The sequence below is a fragment of the Bradyrhizobium sp. CCGE-LA001 genome (assembly GCF_000296215.2).
GTDB lineage: Bacteria > Pseudomonadota > Alphaproteobacteria > Rhizobiales > Xanthobacteraceae > Bradyrhizobium.
This window is the reverse complement of sequence record NZ_CP013949.1, coordinates 2619361-2634012: the sequence shown is the minus strand read 5'-3', so window position 1 is coordinate 2634012 and position 14652 is coordinate 2619361. Positions and strand designations below refer to the sequence as shown.

Annotated in this window: 12 protein-coding genes and 1 pseudogene; 4 read left to right on the top strand and 9 right to left on the bottom strand. The window is 64.1% G+C overall.

Annotation, left to right across the window (positions count from 1 at the left end; genetic code table 11):
* The first annotated feature begins 52 nt into the window (after positions 1-52).
* Both BCCGELA001_RS12360 and BCCGELA001_RS12355 read left to right on the top strand, forming a co-directional pair.
* The gene (locus BCCGELA001_RS12360; RefSeq protein WP_008550658.1) at positions 53-475 is read left to right on the top strand and encodes a response regulator; all 423 of its coding nucleotides are present in this window, start codon (positions 53-55) and stop codon (positions 473-475) included.
* A 103-nt stretch (positions 476-578) separates the two neighbouring features.
* The gene (locus BCCGELA001_RS12355) at positions 579-1277 is read left to right on the top strand and encodes a helix-turn-helix domain-containing protein (RefSeq protein ID WP_008550660.1); all 699 of its coding nucleotides are present in this window, start codon (positions 579-581) and stop codon (positions 1275-1277) included.
* 42 nt (positions 1278-1319) lie between these two features.
* On the opposite strand, the gene BCCGELA001_RS12350 is transcribed toward BCCGELA001_RS12355, so the two are convergent.
* From BCCGELA001_RS12350 to BCCGELA001_RS12335, 4 genes are all read right to left on the bottom strand, one after another.
* Positions 1320-2633: an MFS transporter gene (locus BCCGELA001_RS12350; protein WP_060735410.1), complete on the bottom strand. Its 1314-nt coding sequence runs from the start codon at positions 2631-2633 to the stop codon at positions 1320-1322.
* 23 nt (positions 2634-2656) lie between these two features.
* On the bottom strand, positions 2657-3190 hold the full coding sequence (locus tag BCCGELA001_RS12345; RefSeq protein ID WP_060735409.1) for a PRC-barrel domain-containing protein: 534 nt from the start codon (positions 3188-3190) through the stop codon (positions 2657-2659).
* 18 nt (positions 3191-3208) lie between these two features.
* Positions 3209-5413: an amylo-alpha-1,6-glucosidase gene (locus tag BCCGELA001_RS12340; protein ID WP_060735408.1), complete on the bottom strand. Its 2205-nt coding sequence runs from the start codon at positions 5411-5413 to the stop codon at positions 3209-3211.
* A 156-nt stretch (positions 5414-5569) separates the two neighbouring features.
* Positions 5570-7333, bottom strand: coding sequence for an ABC transporter ATP-binding protein (locus BCCGELA001_RS12335; RefSeq protein WP_060735407.1), 1764 nt, complete (start codon positions 7331-7333; stop codon positions 5570-5572).
* 273 nt (positions 7334-7606) lie between these two features.
* Here BCCGELA001_RS12335 and BCCGELA001_RS12330 point away from each other — a divergent pair, with 273 nt between their 5' ends.
* Complete coding sequence (locus BCCGELA001_RS12330) at positions 7607-8677, top strand: glycosyltransferase family 4 protein (protein WP_060735406.1); 1071 nt, start codon at positions 7607-7609, stop codon at positions 8675-8677.
* Positions 8678-8899: 222 nt separating this feature from the next.
* Here BCCGELA001_RS12330 and BCCGELA001_RS39380 read toward each other — a convergent pair whose 3' ends face one another.
* The 4 genes and pseudogenes from BCCGELA001_RS39380 to BCCGELA001_RS12315 form a co-directional block, all read right to left on the bottom strand.
* Complete coding sequence (locus BCCGELA001_RS39380) at positions 8900-10141, bottom strand: TRAP transporter large permease (protein ID WP_442855178.1); 1242 nt, start codon at positions 10139-10141, stop codon at positions 8900-8902.
* A 306-nt stretch (positions 10142-10447) separates the two neighbouring features.
* Positions 10448-10678 (bottom strand): annotated as a pseudogene (locus tag BCCGELA001_RS39375) (TRAP transporter small permease); the annotation flags it as partial.
* A 352-nt stretch (positions 10679-11030) separates the two neighbouring features.
* Complete coding sequence (locus BCCGELA001_RS12320; RefSeq protein WP_008550683.1) at positions 11031-12032, bottom strand: DctP family TRAP transporter solute-binding subunit; 1002 nt, start codon at positions 12030-12032, stop codon at positions 11031-11033.
* A 207-nt stretch (positions 12033-12239) separates the two neighbouring features.
* Positions 12240-13010: a methyltransferase domain-containing protein gene (locus BCCGELA001_RS12315; protein ID WP_060735404.1), complete on the bottom strand. Its 771-nt coding sequence runs from the start codon at positions 13008-13010 to the stop codon at positions 12240-12242.
* A 140-nt stretch (positions 13011-13150) separates the two neighbouring features.
* On the opposite strand from BCCGELA001_RS12315, the gene BCCGELA001_RS12310 reads away from it, so the two are divergent.
* Positions 13151-13894, top strand: a complete 744-nt coding sequence (locus tag BCCGELA001_RS12310) for an SDR family NAD(P)-dependent oxidoreductase (RefSeq protein WP_060735403.1) — start codon at positions 13151-13153, stop codon at positions 13892-13894.
* A gap of 135 nt (positions 13895-14029) precedes the next feature.
* On the opposite strand, the gene BCCGELA001_RS12305 is transcribed toward BCCGELA001_RS12310, so the two are convergent.
* Positions 14030-14647 (bottom strand): DsrE family protein, encoded by a 618-nt coding sequence (locus tag BCCGELA001_RS12305; protein ID WP_008550699.1) that lies wholly within the window; start codon positions 14645-14647, stop codon positions 14030-14032.
* Positions 14648-14652: the final 5 nt, after the last annotated feature.

The following is a 14652-nucleotide window of genomic DNA, read 5'->3' as shown; positions in this document are numbered from 1 at the left end:
GCCTTGAGGCAGGTCAAATTTGGCTTCCGTGCGCTGTGATAGCCAAGGCTGCATGATCGAGGTTGGCTCGCACCCTCAGCGGCTCGCAATGGCGTCATCGGCAAAACCCACCATCTACGTGGTCGACGACGATGCCGCTGTGCTGGGATCCCTGCAATTCCTTCTGGAAACCGACGGCTTCGCCGTGCGGACCTTCAGGAATGCGACGGCGCTACTCAACGCCACCGGCACACGTGGCGCCGATTGCTACGTGATCGACTACAAGATGCCCGACATCAATGGCCTTGAGCTCGTCGGCCGGCTGCGCGAAGCCGACGGCGATGTCCCGGTCGTCCTGATCACCGGATACCCGGACCGGAATATCTCGGCCCGGGCCGCCGCCGCGGGCGTCAAAGATGTGATTCTCAAGCCGCTTCTCGACGAAAACCTGGTCAAACGTATCCGCCGCGTCATTCAGGACCGGCGAGGAAATTGACCTACGGGATTCTACGTAAGGCGACCCCCTTAAGATATCGCTCGAAATTTTCGAAGCCCCCGATACCGCGTACCAATGCGTCATCACAACGGAGATGGCGCAGATGCTGACCCAGACGATCAACACCCAGGCGATCAACACGCAAGTTCGCGGCAAGATTGCCCCTGCCCATCCCGTGACCGACCAGTTCGGCGCGATCACCGGCCATGTCGGCCTCGTCGCCACCGAGTTCTCCTATCGCAAGGACGAGGAAATCTACGGCGAGGACGAGCCGGCCGAATATGTCTACCAGGTCATGTCAGGCGCAGTGCGCAGCTACAAGCTCCTCTCCGACGGCCGTCGCCAGATCGGCGCCTTCCATCTTCCCGGCGACGTGTTCGGCCTCGAATCCGGCACCACTCACCGCCTCGCCGCCGAAGCCATCATCGACACCACCGTGCGTCTCGTGAAGCGCGCCAGCCTCGAAAAGGCCGCCGGCGTCGACGTCCAGGTCGCCCGCAAGCTCTGGGCCATGACGGCTTCCGAGCTGCGCCACGCCGAAGACCACATGCTGCTCCTGGGCCGCAAGACCGCGATGGAGCGCGTTGCGACCTTCCTGCTCGAAATGGATCGCCGCCTCGCCGTCGCCGGCATGATGGCACTGCCGATGTGCCGCCGCGACATCGGCGACTATCTCGGCCTTACGCTCGAGACCGTGTCACGCGCGCTATCGCAGCTTCACACCCAGGGCATCCTGGGCTTCTCAGGCGCTCGCCAGATCGTGCTGCGCAACCGCCAGCGCCTGCACAATCTCGACGCCTGATTTTCAGACGACTTTCTTCCCACATTGGCCGGCTGAATTCGTTCAGACGGCCCTTGCTTTTGTGGGGACCAGATCCGTACGTCGCGTCTCCGGCATCACCAAGAAGATGAGCAGGAGTCCCGCCGCGGCAACGCACGACAATCCGATGAACGCGGTGGCATTGCCGAACTTGTCGCTGACATAGCCGCCAAGCACGGTACTCAACGACGCGCCGATGCCCGTTGCGGTGCCGACGATGCCCTGCGCCAGGTTGAAATGCCCGCTGCCGAAGGCGACGTCGGCGACGATCAGCGGGATCATCACCGCGAAGACGGCCGCGGTAATGCCGTCGAACACCTGCACGAGCACCAGGAGATAGGGATCGCGCACGGTCGCAAACAACAGGCCGCGGATCGCCAGCGCGCCGAACCCGATCAGCAGCAGCGGCCGCCGGCCCCAGAGCTGCGCCTTGCGCCCGACCGTCGGCGACAGCAGCGCCACGATCGCCTGCGGAACGACGATGCAGAAGGCGACCAGCACCGTCGCCCACTGGGCGGACCGCGCCGTCACCGCACTTGCGATCAACGGCATCATCGCGGCGTTCGCCAATTGCAGCAGCAACACGCTGAGCGCGAAGATGATGAGCGGGCGCTGCCGGACCAGGTGCCAGATGTTGGTGTCGCCGCGATCCGCGGAATCCCGCGGCATCTCGCCGTGACAACGGGCGATGTCGACCTCATGCTCGCGGATGCGCGAGAGCGCGATCAGCGTCGGGATAACGAGCAGGAAGGTCACGAGGAAGACGGCCCGGCTCGACAACAGATAGCCGACGGTACCCATCACCGCGGCCGCGATGCCGCTGCCCAGCGAGGCGAAGCGCGCGTTGCGGCCGAGACGCTCGCCGATCGCGAGCGGGCCGACGAGACCGAGGCTGATCGCGGCGATCGCCGGGCCAAGCACGCAGCTCGCCATCGCATGCAGCGTCGCGGCGGCCACCACGACTGCGAAAATCGGCATCGCCGCATAGGCCAGCGCGCAAGCGCCGATGGTTACGATCGCGAGGGCAGCGACAAGCCGTTCCGATTTCGCAGCATCGATGATCGCGCCGCCGGGCATCTGGCCGATCAGGGCGATGATGCCTCCGATCGACAGCACGAGGCCGATCTCGACCTGAGTCCATTTCTGGGTCGTCAGATAGACCGCGATGAAGGGTCCGAATCCAGTCTGCACGTCCGCGAGGAAGAAGATGAACCAGTCGAGGCCGCGCAGGCTCTGGCGCGAGGGCGCCGGAAGGCCTGCGGCCGGTGGCGCGGCCACGTTGTCCTTTTCGACGCCGCCGTCGCGATCTGCGTGTTTCGGCTTCCTCGACAACAGCACAGGCGGTCAACCCTCCCGGCACCTCACTGGATCGCTCGCAGCGGTTGAAGGCTCCCGGACGCACCGAGCACTACGATCGGCGTGTCCTCCTTGTATTCCGGCGCGGCCGCGACCTGTGCCTTGGTCAATTCCAGGGTGATGCTATCCTTCTTGTTGGCGATCTTGCCGAAACGCAGCGCGTTCCAGTCCACTACGATCTTGCGGCTGCCGACGCCGAGAAAGCCGCCGAAATCGATCGCAGCGGCGCGCACGTGGCCGGTGCGATCGACGATGACGTCGACGATGCGGCCCATGTCCTCGCCGGCGGCGCTGCGCACGTCGCGGCCGAGCACGCCATGCGCCTCGCTCGCGCCGATGATGGTCACGGACGGGGGCGGCGCGGCGTCCTTGGGGGTGACCGGAACGGTCGGGGCCGGCGGTTGCACCGTTGCCGGTGCGTTTGCTTCACTCGGGGGCGTGGGTGACGCGGCGGACGGCTCCTCAGCCGCGCGCGATACGGCGACCGTCAATCCCGCGACGATCGCCACGCTCAGGACCAACCATCCGGTGGTACGCATGAACCCCTCCTCGCGTCGCTAGCGCGCCAGCACGATCGAGACCTGGATCTGGCCGCGCGTGCGCAACACTTCCAGCGCCACGTCGTCGCCGTGGCGGCTGACGCGTAAGTCAACGCTGGATTCGCCGAGCCTGAGATCGCGCAGGATCACCTCGTTCAGGAACGCGGGCAGATGCGGATTTCGCAGCCGGATCTCGCCGCGCGCCACGTCGAACTCGATGCCGAGCGCCGCCTCCAGCAGCGTGAACGGCGTCGCGCTGGCCCAGGCCTGCGGCGCGCAGGCGACCGGATAGAGCGTCGGGCCGCGCCGCTTCTCGCGCCGGAAGCCGCAGAACAATTCGGGCAGCCGGCGCAGATCCATGTAGGTCGCCGCGTCGAACAGCCCCTTGAAGACGTGCGCCACCGAGTGCTTGAGGCCGTAGCGGGCGAGCCCGAGCGCGATCAGCGCGTTGTCGTGCGGCCAGATCGACCCGTCGTGATAGGACATCGGGTTGTAGCGCACCTCGCCTTGCGCGACGGTGCGGATGCCCCAGCCCGAGAAGAAATGCGGCCGCATCAGATCGGCGGCGACGAGACGGGCGCGGTCCTCGCGGATCATGCCGCTGAACAGCACCTGGCCGGCATTCGAGGTCCGCACCTTGCAGGGGCGCTTCTTGCCGTCGAGCGCGAGCGCATAGGTGCCAAGCTCCTCGCACCAGAACGCCTTCTCAAAGCGTTCGGCCAACGCTTTTGCTTCGGCCTCGAGCTTGCGCACGCGGTCGGGCTTGCCGAGCCGCAGCGCGCAACGCGCGGCGAGCTGCTTGGCGGCGTAAACGTAGCCCTGCACTTCGGCGAGCGCGATGTTGCCTTCGGCGAGTTTCCCGTCGGCATGAAAGATCGCGTCGTAGGAATCCTTCCAGCCCTGGTTGGCGAGCCCCTTCTCCGTCGCGCGCTGATATTCGACGAAGCCGTCATTATCAGGATCGCCGGGACCATCGATCCAGGCGAGCCCCGCCTCGATCGCCGGCCACAGCTCGATCAGCGTCGCCTCGTCGCCGGTGCGCTCGAAATAGCTGCCCGCGAGCAGCACGAACAGCGCGGTCGAATCGACGCTGCCGTAATATTGCGAGAACGGCACCTCGCCGAGCGCCGCCATCTCGCCGCCGCGCATCTCGTGCAGGATCTTTCCGGGCGCAGCGTCGGCGAGCGGATCGACCGCCTTGGCCTGGAAATGCGCCAGACGCCGCAGCACGCCCTTGGCGACGCGCGGATCGACCCAGAGCATCTGCAGCGCGGTGATCAGGCCGTCGCGGCCGAACGTGGTCGAGTACCAGGGAATGCCGGCATAGGGATAGCGTCCCTGCGGCGTCTCCGTCGTCAGCATGTTGAGGTCGGCCATGGCCTGGCACAGCACCTCGTTGAAGATGTTGTTGGAGGTCTCGATGCTGGCCGCACCCACCGCATGCCGCCGCATCTCGCGGCGATGGGCCAGCAGACCTGGAAAGAACCGCGCCGGCTTTTCCGCCACCGGCCGGTTGCAGGAGACGGCAACGAACAGCGATTTGGCCTCGTGCGGATCGAGATCGAGCTGCCAGGTCGCGGCATTGACCGACAGCCGCGTCGGGCGCGGATCGAAATGCAGGCCGGTGGTGCGCTCGCTGTCGTCGAGGCCGCGATACTCGAACAGCACGTCGGTCGGGCCCAGCAGCTTGCTCGTGCCGGTTCCGCGCCGCGGCCGCCGCTCGCCACGGACCTCAAACAAATCCGCGAAGTCGTTGTCGAACAGCAGTGTCAGCTCGAAGCTGGCACGCGCGTCGCCATGGTTCTGCACGCCGATACGCTGATAGGCGCTGCCGCGCCACAGGAAGATCGTGCGCACGATGTGCAGCAGGTCCTTCTGGAATACGAGGCGGCCCTGACGGTAGATATCGGGATTGGTGAGATCGACCGTCAACGCCGAATTGTCGTCGCGCAGGTTCGAGCCGAGCAGCAGCGGCTGGAGATCGTCGAGCACGAGCTCCAACCGCGCGAGATAGCGCGTGTCGTGGTGGAACAGGCCGTCCGGGCCGCCCGCCGAAGCGCCGATGTCGCCATGGCTGTCGAGCACGATGAAGGTGTCGTCGTGCTTGAGAGACCGCCGCGGCCGCGCGGCGGGCCCCGTCATCGGAATGTAGAACGTCTGCTCCGCGACGGCCTCCGCCGTCTGCGACACGGAAATGATCTGGGTTACGGCTTCGGCCGACATAGCAGCTCCCCTGCGCTTGTTTCGAAACGCGACCGACTCGAACGCGACTCTAAAGCGCGATGAGATCAGAATAAACCGTCATCGCGCTCAAGGTTGTTGTTTGAGCATGATCTTCTCGGAAAGCCGCCGCACACGTTTCCGGATCATGCTTCAGGTTTAAGCGGCGGCTTGGGCGAGCCGGCTCATTTCCTGAGTAACCAGCTCTCGATAAGGCCCGTGGCCTTGCATCAAGCGATCAGGCGAGCCGTCCTCGATGATCTTGCCGTTCCTCAGCACGACCACGCGGTCGAAATTGCGCAGCGTCGCCAGGCGATGCGCGATCGCGATCACGGTGCGGCCGCGCATCAGGCGCGACAGCGCCTCGCGGATCGCCTCTTCGGACTCGCTGTCGAGCGCCGCGGTCGCCTCGTCCAGCAGCAGGATCGGTGCATCCTTGAGGAAGGCGCGCGCGATCGCGATGCGCTGGCGCTGGCCGCCCGACATCTTGACGCCGCGGTCGCCGACCATGGTGTCGAGCCCCTCGGGCAGGCTGTCGATGAAATCGCAGCGCGCCGCGATCGCCGCGCGCAGCACCTCGTCGTCAGTCGCGTTCGGCCGGCCGTAGCGGATGTTCTCGCGGATCGAGCGATGAAACAGCGAGATGTCCTGCGGCACCACGGAGATCGCCTCGCGCAGGCTCTGCTGCGTGACCTTTGAAATGTCCTGGCCGTCGATGGTGATGCTGCCCTCGTCGGTGTCGTAGAAGCGCTGCAGCAGCGTGAACAGCGTCGACTTGCCGCCGCCGGACTGGCCGACCAGACCGACACGCTGACCGGGCTGCAGACGCAGGCTGAAGCGTTCAAAGATCTTGTCGCCGCCGGGATAGCCGAAGGTGACGTTGTTATATGCAATAGCGGCGCCGGTCCTCACCAGAGGCTCTGCCTCCGGGTGATCACGCAGTTCGTGCGGCACCAGCAGCGTGGCGATCGCCTCGGTCAGCCGCGCGACGTGCTGGGTGACGTCAACGAGCGCCACCGCGAGATCGCGTGTCGCGCTCAGGATGGAGATGCCGAGCGTACAGACCAGCACGACGTCGCCGGTCGTCGCTTGCCCCTTCTGCCAGAGCGTGATGGCCCAGGCCATCAGCGCGATCGTCAAAACCACGGTGATGGCGGCGTGCAACAGCCGCAGCTTCTCCAGATAGCGCAGGCTGCGGCTTCGCGCGGTGAGCTCCCGGCTCACCGTAGCGTCGAACCGCTCATGCTCGTGGCCGATACCGCAGAACGCACGGACCAGCGGCATGTTGCTGATGACATCGATCATCTCGCCGTCGACCGCGGCGGCCTTGTCTGCGAAATCGTCGTGAAGCGGCTTGCCGGCGGCGGCCAGGCGGAACATCGCGATCACCATGCCGCCCGCAATCACGATCAGGCCCAGCGCCATGTAAGGACTGACGGTTCCGATCAGCGCGATCGCCGCAATTGTGGCAATGCAGGGCGGCAACACATTCCAGACGAACATGTTCTCGACTGTGAACACCGCGTTCGACGTCGCCGTGATGCGGCTGGTCAGCATCCCCGGCATGCGGTCGGAGAAATAACTCGGCGCGTGTCCGGTCAGATGACGAAATATGTCACGCCGCAAATCACCCGTGACCCGGACAAAGGTGAAGCTCGCTGTCCAACTGGCGATCCGCCACAGAAAGTTGTCGGCCGCGATCAACGACATGAGCAGAATGAATGCCAGCCATACGCCACCGCCATACGACGGGCCCGCCGACAAGGCGTCGACAAGGGATTTGACGCCGTACTGGGTGCCTACGGAGCAGGCAACCGCGCCGACGACCGCCGCCAGGATCACCAGATGCGAAGCCATGCGCATCCGAAGATAGCGCAAGACAAAGGCAAATGGCCTGCGCGCGTATCCAGAAAGATGATCCATATGGCTATCGCCCCGTTATGCTGATTTTCGTTTTGTTACTGATCGACTGAACATCGACCTGCTCGCCCGGGTTCCCGGACCCGGCGATCACGACATGCGGATGCGGACGATCTGAGAAGATGTAGTGGCAGCATCGAGACGGCCCGCGAACGTGTCCAATTAGTAACGCTCGGGAGAAGGAACTTCGCAACTGCGGGAACGTTCCCTTGTTTGGCATGCCGGTGCCGTACTGGCGGGGGCTTCAACATTCATGATCGCAGAGGAGATGGTGAGATGCGCATCGCGCAGGTAGCTCCGTTGACGGAGGCTGTTCCACCCAAGCTGTATGGCGGCACCGAGCGGGTGGTGCATTGGTTGACGGAAGAGTTGGTGGCCCTGGGGCACGACGTGACATTGTTCGCCAGCGGCGACTCGCAGACATCGGCCAAGCTGGATGCATTATGGCCGCGGGCGCTACGCCTCGACGGTTCCGTGCGCGATCCCAATGCCCTGCACATGGTCCTGCTGGAGCGCGTGCGGCAAAAATGTGACGACGAGGAGTTCGATTTTCTCCACTTCCATCTCGACTATTATCCGTGGTCGCTGTTCCACCGGCAGCCGACGCCGTTCGTGACCACGCTACACGGCCGGCTCGATCTGCCCGAGCATCAGCCGGTCTTCAACACGTTCTCCAAGATGCCGGTCATCTCGATCTCCAATGCGCAGCGGCGGCCGGTGCCGCAGGCGAACTGGGTGACGACGATCTATCACGGTCTTCCGGAGAACCTTTTGACGCCGAAGCCGGCGAAGCAGGAGTATCTCGCCGTGCTCGGCCGCATCGCCCCCGAGAAGGGGGTCGACCGCGCCATCAAGATCGCGACCCATTGCGGCATTCCGCTGAAGATCGCGGCCAAGGTGGATCGTGCCGACCAGGATTACTATGACGAGCTGATCCGGCCGATGATCGAGAACAATCCGCTGGTCGAGTTCATCGGCGAGATCGGCGATCACGAGAAGTCGGACTTCCTCAGCGGCGCGCTCGGCCTGTTGCTGCCGATCGACTGGCCGGAACCGTTTGGCCTGGTGATGATCGAAGCCATGGCCTGCGGAACGCCGGTCGTCGCCTTCAACCGCGGCTCGGTGCCGGAGATCATCGACGAGGGGCTGACCGGCTTCGTCGTCGAGGACGTCATCAGCGCCGCCGGCGTCGTCAAACGCCTCGCACAACTCGACCGCTCCGCCATCCGCAAGCAGTTCGAGACGCGCTTCACGGCACGGCGAATGGCGCTCGACTATCTCGCCGCCTACCGCAGCCTCGCCGAGGAAAAGGCACCGCGGATCAAGCTGGTGAGCAGCGCGGAGTAACGCTTCACAAACGCCGCTTGCGTCCATTGCTGGCGAATATAGCGCCCTCTCCCCTTGTGGGAGAGGGCTGCGACAATGGAGCGGCATACTCCCTCAAGTGAGCGGCTGTGTCCGCATCAGGACTGTCTCCGCATTGAAAGAGTCGCACGCGGAGAGAACCCTCACCCGTCTCGCCGCTACGCGGTGAGCCACCCTCGCCCACAAGGGGTGAGGCTTAAGCAACTACATCCCCAGCAGCCTTGGCAGCCACAGCGACAGACCGGGCCAATACGTCACGACTACCAGGAAACACAGCATCGTCAACAGCCACGGCCACACTGCCACCGTGAGCTCGGTGATGCCCATCTTGGCGATGCCCGAGGCGACGTAGAGGTTGAGACCGACGGGGGGATGACACAGCCCGACCTCCATGTTGACCGTCATCAGGATGCCGAAATGGATGGGGTCGATGCCGAGCTTGACCGCGACCGGGAACAGGATCGGCGCCATGATCAGGATGATCGAGGACGGCTCCATCACATTGCCCGCCAGCAGCAGCAAGAGGTTGACGAGCAGCAGGAAGCCGATCCACCCCAGGCCCTGGTCGATCATCCATTGCGCCAGCGCCTGCGGCACGTTCTCATAGGTCATCAGGAACGAGAACAGCACCGCATTGGTGATGATGTAGAGCAGCATCGCCGACAGGTTGGCCGACGACAGCAGCACCCGCGGCACGTCGCGCAGCTTGAGATCCTTGTAGATGAACACGGCGACGATGAAAGCGTAGACCGCGCTGACGGCCGCCGCCTCGGTCGGCGTGAACAGGCCGCTGTAGATGCCGCCGATCACGATGACGATCAGCAGGATGCCCCAGATCGACTTGCGGAATGCATCAAGACGTTCGAGGAATGTCGCCTTGCGCATCCGTGGATAATCGTTGCGCCAGGCACGATAGAAGGTCGTCATACCGAGCAGCGTGGCGAGCGCAAGCCCCGGCACGATGCCGGCGATGAACAGCTTGCCGACCGAGCTGTTGGTGGAGACGGCGTAGAGCACCATCGGGATCGAGGGCGGGATGAGAATGCCGAGCGAGCCCGAGGTCGTGATCACACCCGCCCCGAACCGCTTCGGAAATCCTTGCGCGACCATCGCCGGCAGGATCACCGAGCCGATCGCCACCACGGTCGCCGGCGAGGAGCCGGAGATCGCCGCGAACAGCGCGCAGGCCACCACGCCCGACAGCGCCAGACCACCATACCAATGGCCGACCAGCGAGGTCGCGAAAGCGATCATGCGACGCGCCACGCCGCCATGGGTCAGGAAGTTGCCGGCGAGGATGAAGAACGGGATCGCCATGATCTCGAAATTCTCGATGCCGGTGAACAGCTTCAGCGCCACCGATTCCGTTCGCACGTCGGTCAGCGTGAACATGAAGCTGAGCACGGTGAGACCCAGCGCGATCGAGATCGGCATGCCCGTCAGCATCAGCGAGATCAGAAGCGCGAACACGATAAAGACGCGCAGGCCGTGCGGCAGCGTGATGACGTGGCCCGCATGCGCAAAGCACAGCGCGACGATCAGGACCGGCAGCAGCATCAGGATCCAGCCGAGCGGGCTGCGTTCGTCCCGGACCACCTGGGTGGGGGTGACGGGGGCCGGATGCACCGGATCCGCCTCGACGCCTTCCACGCCGGCCATGTCGTGATGCGGCAGCTCGCCGGTGCGATGGAACGACCAGGCCACCTGCAGGAAGCGGAAGCACATCAAGGCGGAGCCGAGCGGGATGGTGAGATATACCATCCACATCGGCGCCTCGAGATCGTTGGACTGCTGGCCGGTCAACCACATCTGGCTGACAAAGGCGGCGCCGAAATAACCCACGATGGCCGTGAACAGCGCCCCGCACAGAAGACCAAAGGTGATGACGCGGCGGCGCGATCCGCCCGGCAGGATGTTGACCAGCACGTCGACGCCGACATGGATGCCGGTGCGCACGCCATAGGCGGCGCCGAACTTCGCCATCCAGATGAACATGTAGATGCAGAGCTCCTGCGCCCAGGACAGGTCGAGCGCGGCGAGCCAGACGAACGTCGCCCGCGCGGGCACGGCGAGGAAGGCCAGGTTGCGGGCCTCCGCCCATTTGGCGATGTCGATGGAGAGGCCGGCGCCGTAACGGTGCAGCACCGCGACGAAGATCAGCGACGTCGCCGCCGCGATCATCGTCGCGATCAGCCATTCCTCGAGATGATTGAGCACCCGGTTCAGCGCACGCAGCAATTTCGTCCCCCAGCGTTTGGCTCGTCCATTCAAGAGCGAAACGGCCGGGAGTGCGATCACCCCCGACCGTTGTGTTGTTCTCCTTAGGACGCGGCCGTCAGTTCATCTTGACGTCGAGTTCCTTGGCGACGAGATCGAGCACCTCCTGCCCGACCCGCCCCTTCGCCCATTTGTAGGTCGGCTGCATCGCCTCCTGCCACGCCTTGCGATCGGCGTCGGTGAGATAATGCAGCGTGGTCTTGCCCGTTTTCTTGATCTCGGCCAGCGCATCCTCGTTCTCCTGGCGCGCGATCGAGTTGGTGTAGTCGGTCGCGTCCGCCATCGCCTTGTCGAGCTGGGTGCGGATGTCGGGCGGCAGGCCCGACCAGAACTTGGCGTTGACGATGACGGCATATTGCAGATGCGCGTGATAGGACACGGTGATGTCCTTCTGCACCTCGTAGAACTTCTGCGTCAGATAATTTGACGCCGTGTTCTCGCAGCCGTCGACGACGCCGGTCTGCAGCGCCTGATAGACTTCCGAGAACGCCATGATCTGCGGGATCGTCCCGAGCAGGCGGAAATACTGGTCCGCAACCTTCGATCCCGAGATGCGGAACTTGAGGCCCTGGAAATCGGTCGGCTTCACCAGGGGACGGTTGGCCGAGAGCATGTGGAAGCCGTTGTCCCAATAAGCGAGGCCGGTGATACCCTTGGCTTCGAGCTTCTGGAACAGCCACTTGCCGACCGTGCCCTTCATCGCGCTGGAATAGGTCTGGTCGTCCTTGAAGAGCCAGGGCAGATCGAGCGCCTCGAACTCCTTGATGCCGAGCGGCGCGAATTTCGCGGTCGAGGGCGCCAGCATATGCACCGAGCCGAGTTGGAGCGCCTCGATCTCCTCCTTGTCCTTGTAGAGCGTGGAGTTCGGGTAGACTTCGACCTTGACCTTGCTGTCAGTGTATTTCTCGGCGAGCTCCTTGAACTTCAGGGCGCCCTTGCCCTTCGGGGTATCGTTCGCCACGACATGACTGAACTTGATGACGATGGGGCTCTGGGCCTGGGCGACAGGGGCGAAGAGAACAGCCGTGGCGGCGACCGCAAGGAGCAGCAGCTTGCGCATGAAGGTACCTCCCAACAACCTTTAAACGGGGTCTTTTTGTTTTGCCGTCGAGTCTTGCACGTCGTTAGTGGCAGCAATCCACCGTCCGAACAACTAGACCTAAGCCCAGCTTGCCGCAGCCAAGCTAGCTTGGCGACCGCCGGATGCGCAACCCGGCACCGCGCTCATCCAAGGGAATAGCGTTCATATCGCATTGCGGCAGGGCCATCAGCCTTTGCGCTGAGCGACCATGAAGAGGCGGCGGAACGGGAACAGCGTCTGCCCCGCGGCATTCTTCGGATAGGCCTTTGCGACCCGTTGCCCATAGGCCGCTTCGAACGCGGCCTTCTCGTCGCCCTGCAGGACGTCGAGATAGCGCGTCAGCCAGGTCCCCTTGGTCCATTCCTTCACGGGGTTCTCGCCTTCGAGCACCTGCAGATATTCGGTCTCCCAGATGTCGATGTTCTGCGACAGCGGCGCGAGCAGGTCATGATAGAAGGCGGGCCCTTCGACCGGCGGCGGGGTGACGAGATGCTCGACCTTTGAGCGCCAGGGACCGTCCAGCGCGGTCTCGCCGATCAGCACATGCGAGGGCGCGGTGAAGTTGCGCGGCATCTGCACCGCGAGCATGCCGCCGGGCGTCACCTTCCCCATCACCGATGGAAACAGTGCAGCATGATTGGGCAGCCAGTGCACTGCGGCATTGGAATAGATCAAGTCATAGGAATTCGCGGGACGCCAATGGCCGAGGTCCTCATGCGACCATTCCACCTCGGGCGCGGCCTTGCGCCCCGCCGCCACCATTTCAGCCGAGCCCTCGACGCCGGTCACGCTCGCATCGGGCCAGCGCTCCTTGATCAGCTTCGTCACGTTGCCGGCACCCGCCCCGAGATCGACGATCGCCCGGGGCGCGAAATCCGGAATGCGCATCAACAGGTCGACGGCGGGCCGCAGCCGGTGGCCGGAGAACTTCAGATATTGCTGCGGATCCCAGACCATCGCTCGCGCCTTTTCTTTTTCGTGTTTCCTTCACCTGGGCCCTTGGTTACCACTGCTCGTCCCGGTCGGGCAATTCACCCCGGCAGGAGGGCAGGAAACGAACCGCAACAATCAAAAGGCAAACAAGAGAGCGTGTGACCATGGATTTCGGGCTCAAATCGAAAACCGCCGTCGTCACCGGCGCAAGCATCGGCATCGGCCGCGCCATCACCAAGGGTCTCGCGGCCGAAGGCGTCCGCGTCGTCGGCGTGGCGCGCCGCACCGACCTGCTTGCCGAACTTGCGAAGGAAGTCGGCGGCGGATTGATCACGCCGTTCGGACAGGACGTGATGGCCAAGGACGCCGCCGAGAAGATCGCAGCGTTTGCGATCAAGGAGCTCGGCCATGTCGACATCCTCGTCAACAATGCCGGCGGCAGCCGCCCCCTGCCCGTCGATGCGCCCGACAGCAAATGGGACGAGGCGATCGCGCTCAACTTCACCAGCTATCGCCGAATCGCGCATGCCTTGCTGCCGCAGATGATCGAGCGCAAGTGGGGCCGCATCGTCAACATCACTGGCAAATCCGAGCCGGAAGGGCTCAACGCCGCCTTCGCCGCCAAGGCCGCGGTGCATGCCTGGGCCAAGGGCCTGTCGCGCGAGATCGGCGAGCACGGCATCACCATCAACTGCATCCCGCCCGGCCGCATCATGAGCGAGCAGATCCGCCGCAACTACCCGCCGGATTATCGCGAACGCTTTGCGGAAGAGGAAATCCCGGTCGGCTATTGGGGCGAGCCCGAAGATCTCGCCGCTCTCGCGGTGTTCCTGGCCTCACCGGTGGCGCGCTACATCACGGGCACGGTAATTCCGGTGGACGGGGGCTTGCGGCGGTATCAATTCTAGGCGGCGCCCGACCTGAGCGGCCCACGAAGCGCATGCACGACCGGTTTGCCGGACGGGCATGAAGTCCGGTTTGTTACCTAGGGGACGCGACATGGTCTGACAGAGACGCATCCCGCGACCGCCGTCCCGCGTGCCTCACGGCTTGACGTAACTCCAGCCCTGTTCCTGCAGCTCCATGACGCGGACGACACCGGACTTGACCACCGTCGCCTGGGCGATCAGGTTGATGTCCTTGTTCTCGGCCTTGCGCATGTTGTCTTGGGTGTTGCCGCAGGCCTTGAAGGAAATTTCGGGGTTGCTCATCGCCAGCACCTCGATGCGCGGCTTCACCGGCGACGTGTCTTCGCGCAGCATGTGAAGGCCGGGGCCGAAGGTGACGACCTCGATCGACACGGGCTCACCGAGATCGCGGTAATATTGGGCGACGTTGGTGGCATTGTTGAGTGCGAGGTTCATCATCGCCGGCTCGTTGGAATTGACTTGTAGTACCAGCTGATGCGGCTTCTTGGCGATTCCGGGGTTCGTCGCCTGAGCCATCGCTGCCCTGCTCGCAAGCTCCTGCTTGCTCGTCTGCTTTTGCGCCGGTTTGCTCGTCTGCTGCGGTTTAACGGAATACTTCTGGCTGCTGGTTTGGCTCTTCTCGCTCGCCTGCGGGAACAACTGATTGCCCTGCTGCGCCCGCGCGTTTGCGCCGACCAGAATTAGCATCGCCACGCCGCTGACGACTGCTATCGCCGACTTCTGATTGATCATCTTGT

Excerpts from the sequence above, each read along its gene's own strand:
- BCCGELA001_RS12360 (WP_008550658.1), top strand. The coding sequence starts at position 53 with ATGATCGAGGTTGGCTCGCACCCTCAGCGGCTCGCAATGGCGTCATCG.
- BCCGELA001_RS12355 (WP_008550660.1), top strand. The coding sequence starts at position 579 with ATGCTGACCCAGACGATCAACACCCAGGCGATCAACACGCAAGTTCGC.
- BCCGELA001_RS12345 (WP_060735409.1), bottom strand. The coding sequence starts at position 3,190 with ATGCGTACCACCGGATGGTTGGTCCTGAGCGTGGCGATCGTCGCGGGA.
- BCCGELA001_RS12340 (WP_060735408.1), bottom strand. The coding sequence starts at position 5,413 with ATGTCGGCCGAAGCCGTAACCCAGATCATTTCCGTGTCGCAGACGGCG.
- BCCGELA001_RS12335 (WP_060735407.1), bottom strand. The coding sequence starts at position 7,333 with ATGGATCATCTTTCTGGATACGCGCGCAGGCCATTTGCCTTTGTCTTG.
- BCCGELA001_RS12330 (WP_060735406.1), top strand. The coding sequence starts at position 7,607 with ATGCGCATCGCGCAGGTAGCTCCGTTGACGGAGGCTGTTCCACCCAAG.
- BCCGELA001_RS39380 (WP_442855178.1), bottom strand. The coding sequence starts at position 10,141 with ATGCTGACGGGCATGCCGATCTCGATCGCGCTGGGTCTCACCGTGCTC.
- BCCGELA001_RS12320 (WP_008550683.1), bottom strand. The coding sequence starts at position 12,032 with ATGCGCAAGCTGCTGCTCCTTGCGGTCGCCGCCACGGCTGTTCTCTTC.
- BCCGELA001_RS12315 (WP_060735404.1), bottom strand. The coding sequence starts at position 13,010 with ATGGTCTGGGATCCGCAGCAATATCTGAAGTTCTCCGGCCACCGGCTG.
- BCCGELA001_RS12310 (WP_060735403.1), top strand. The coding sequence starts at position 13,151 with ATGGATTTCGGGCTCAAATCGAAAACCGCCGTCGTCACCGGCGCAAGC.
- BCCGELA001_RS12305 (WP_008550699.1), bottom strand. The coding sequence starts at position 14,647 with ATGATCAATCAGAAGTCGGCGATAGCAGTCGTCAGCGGCGTGGCGATG.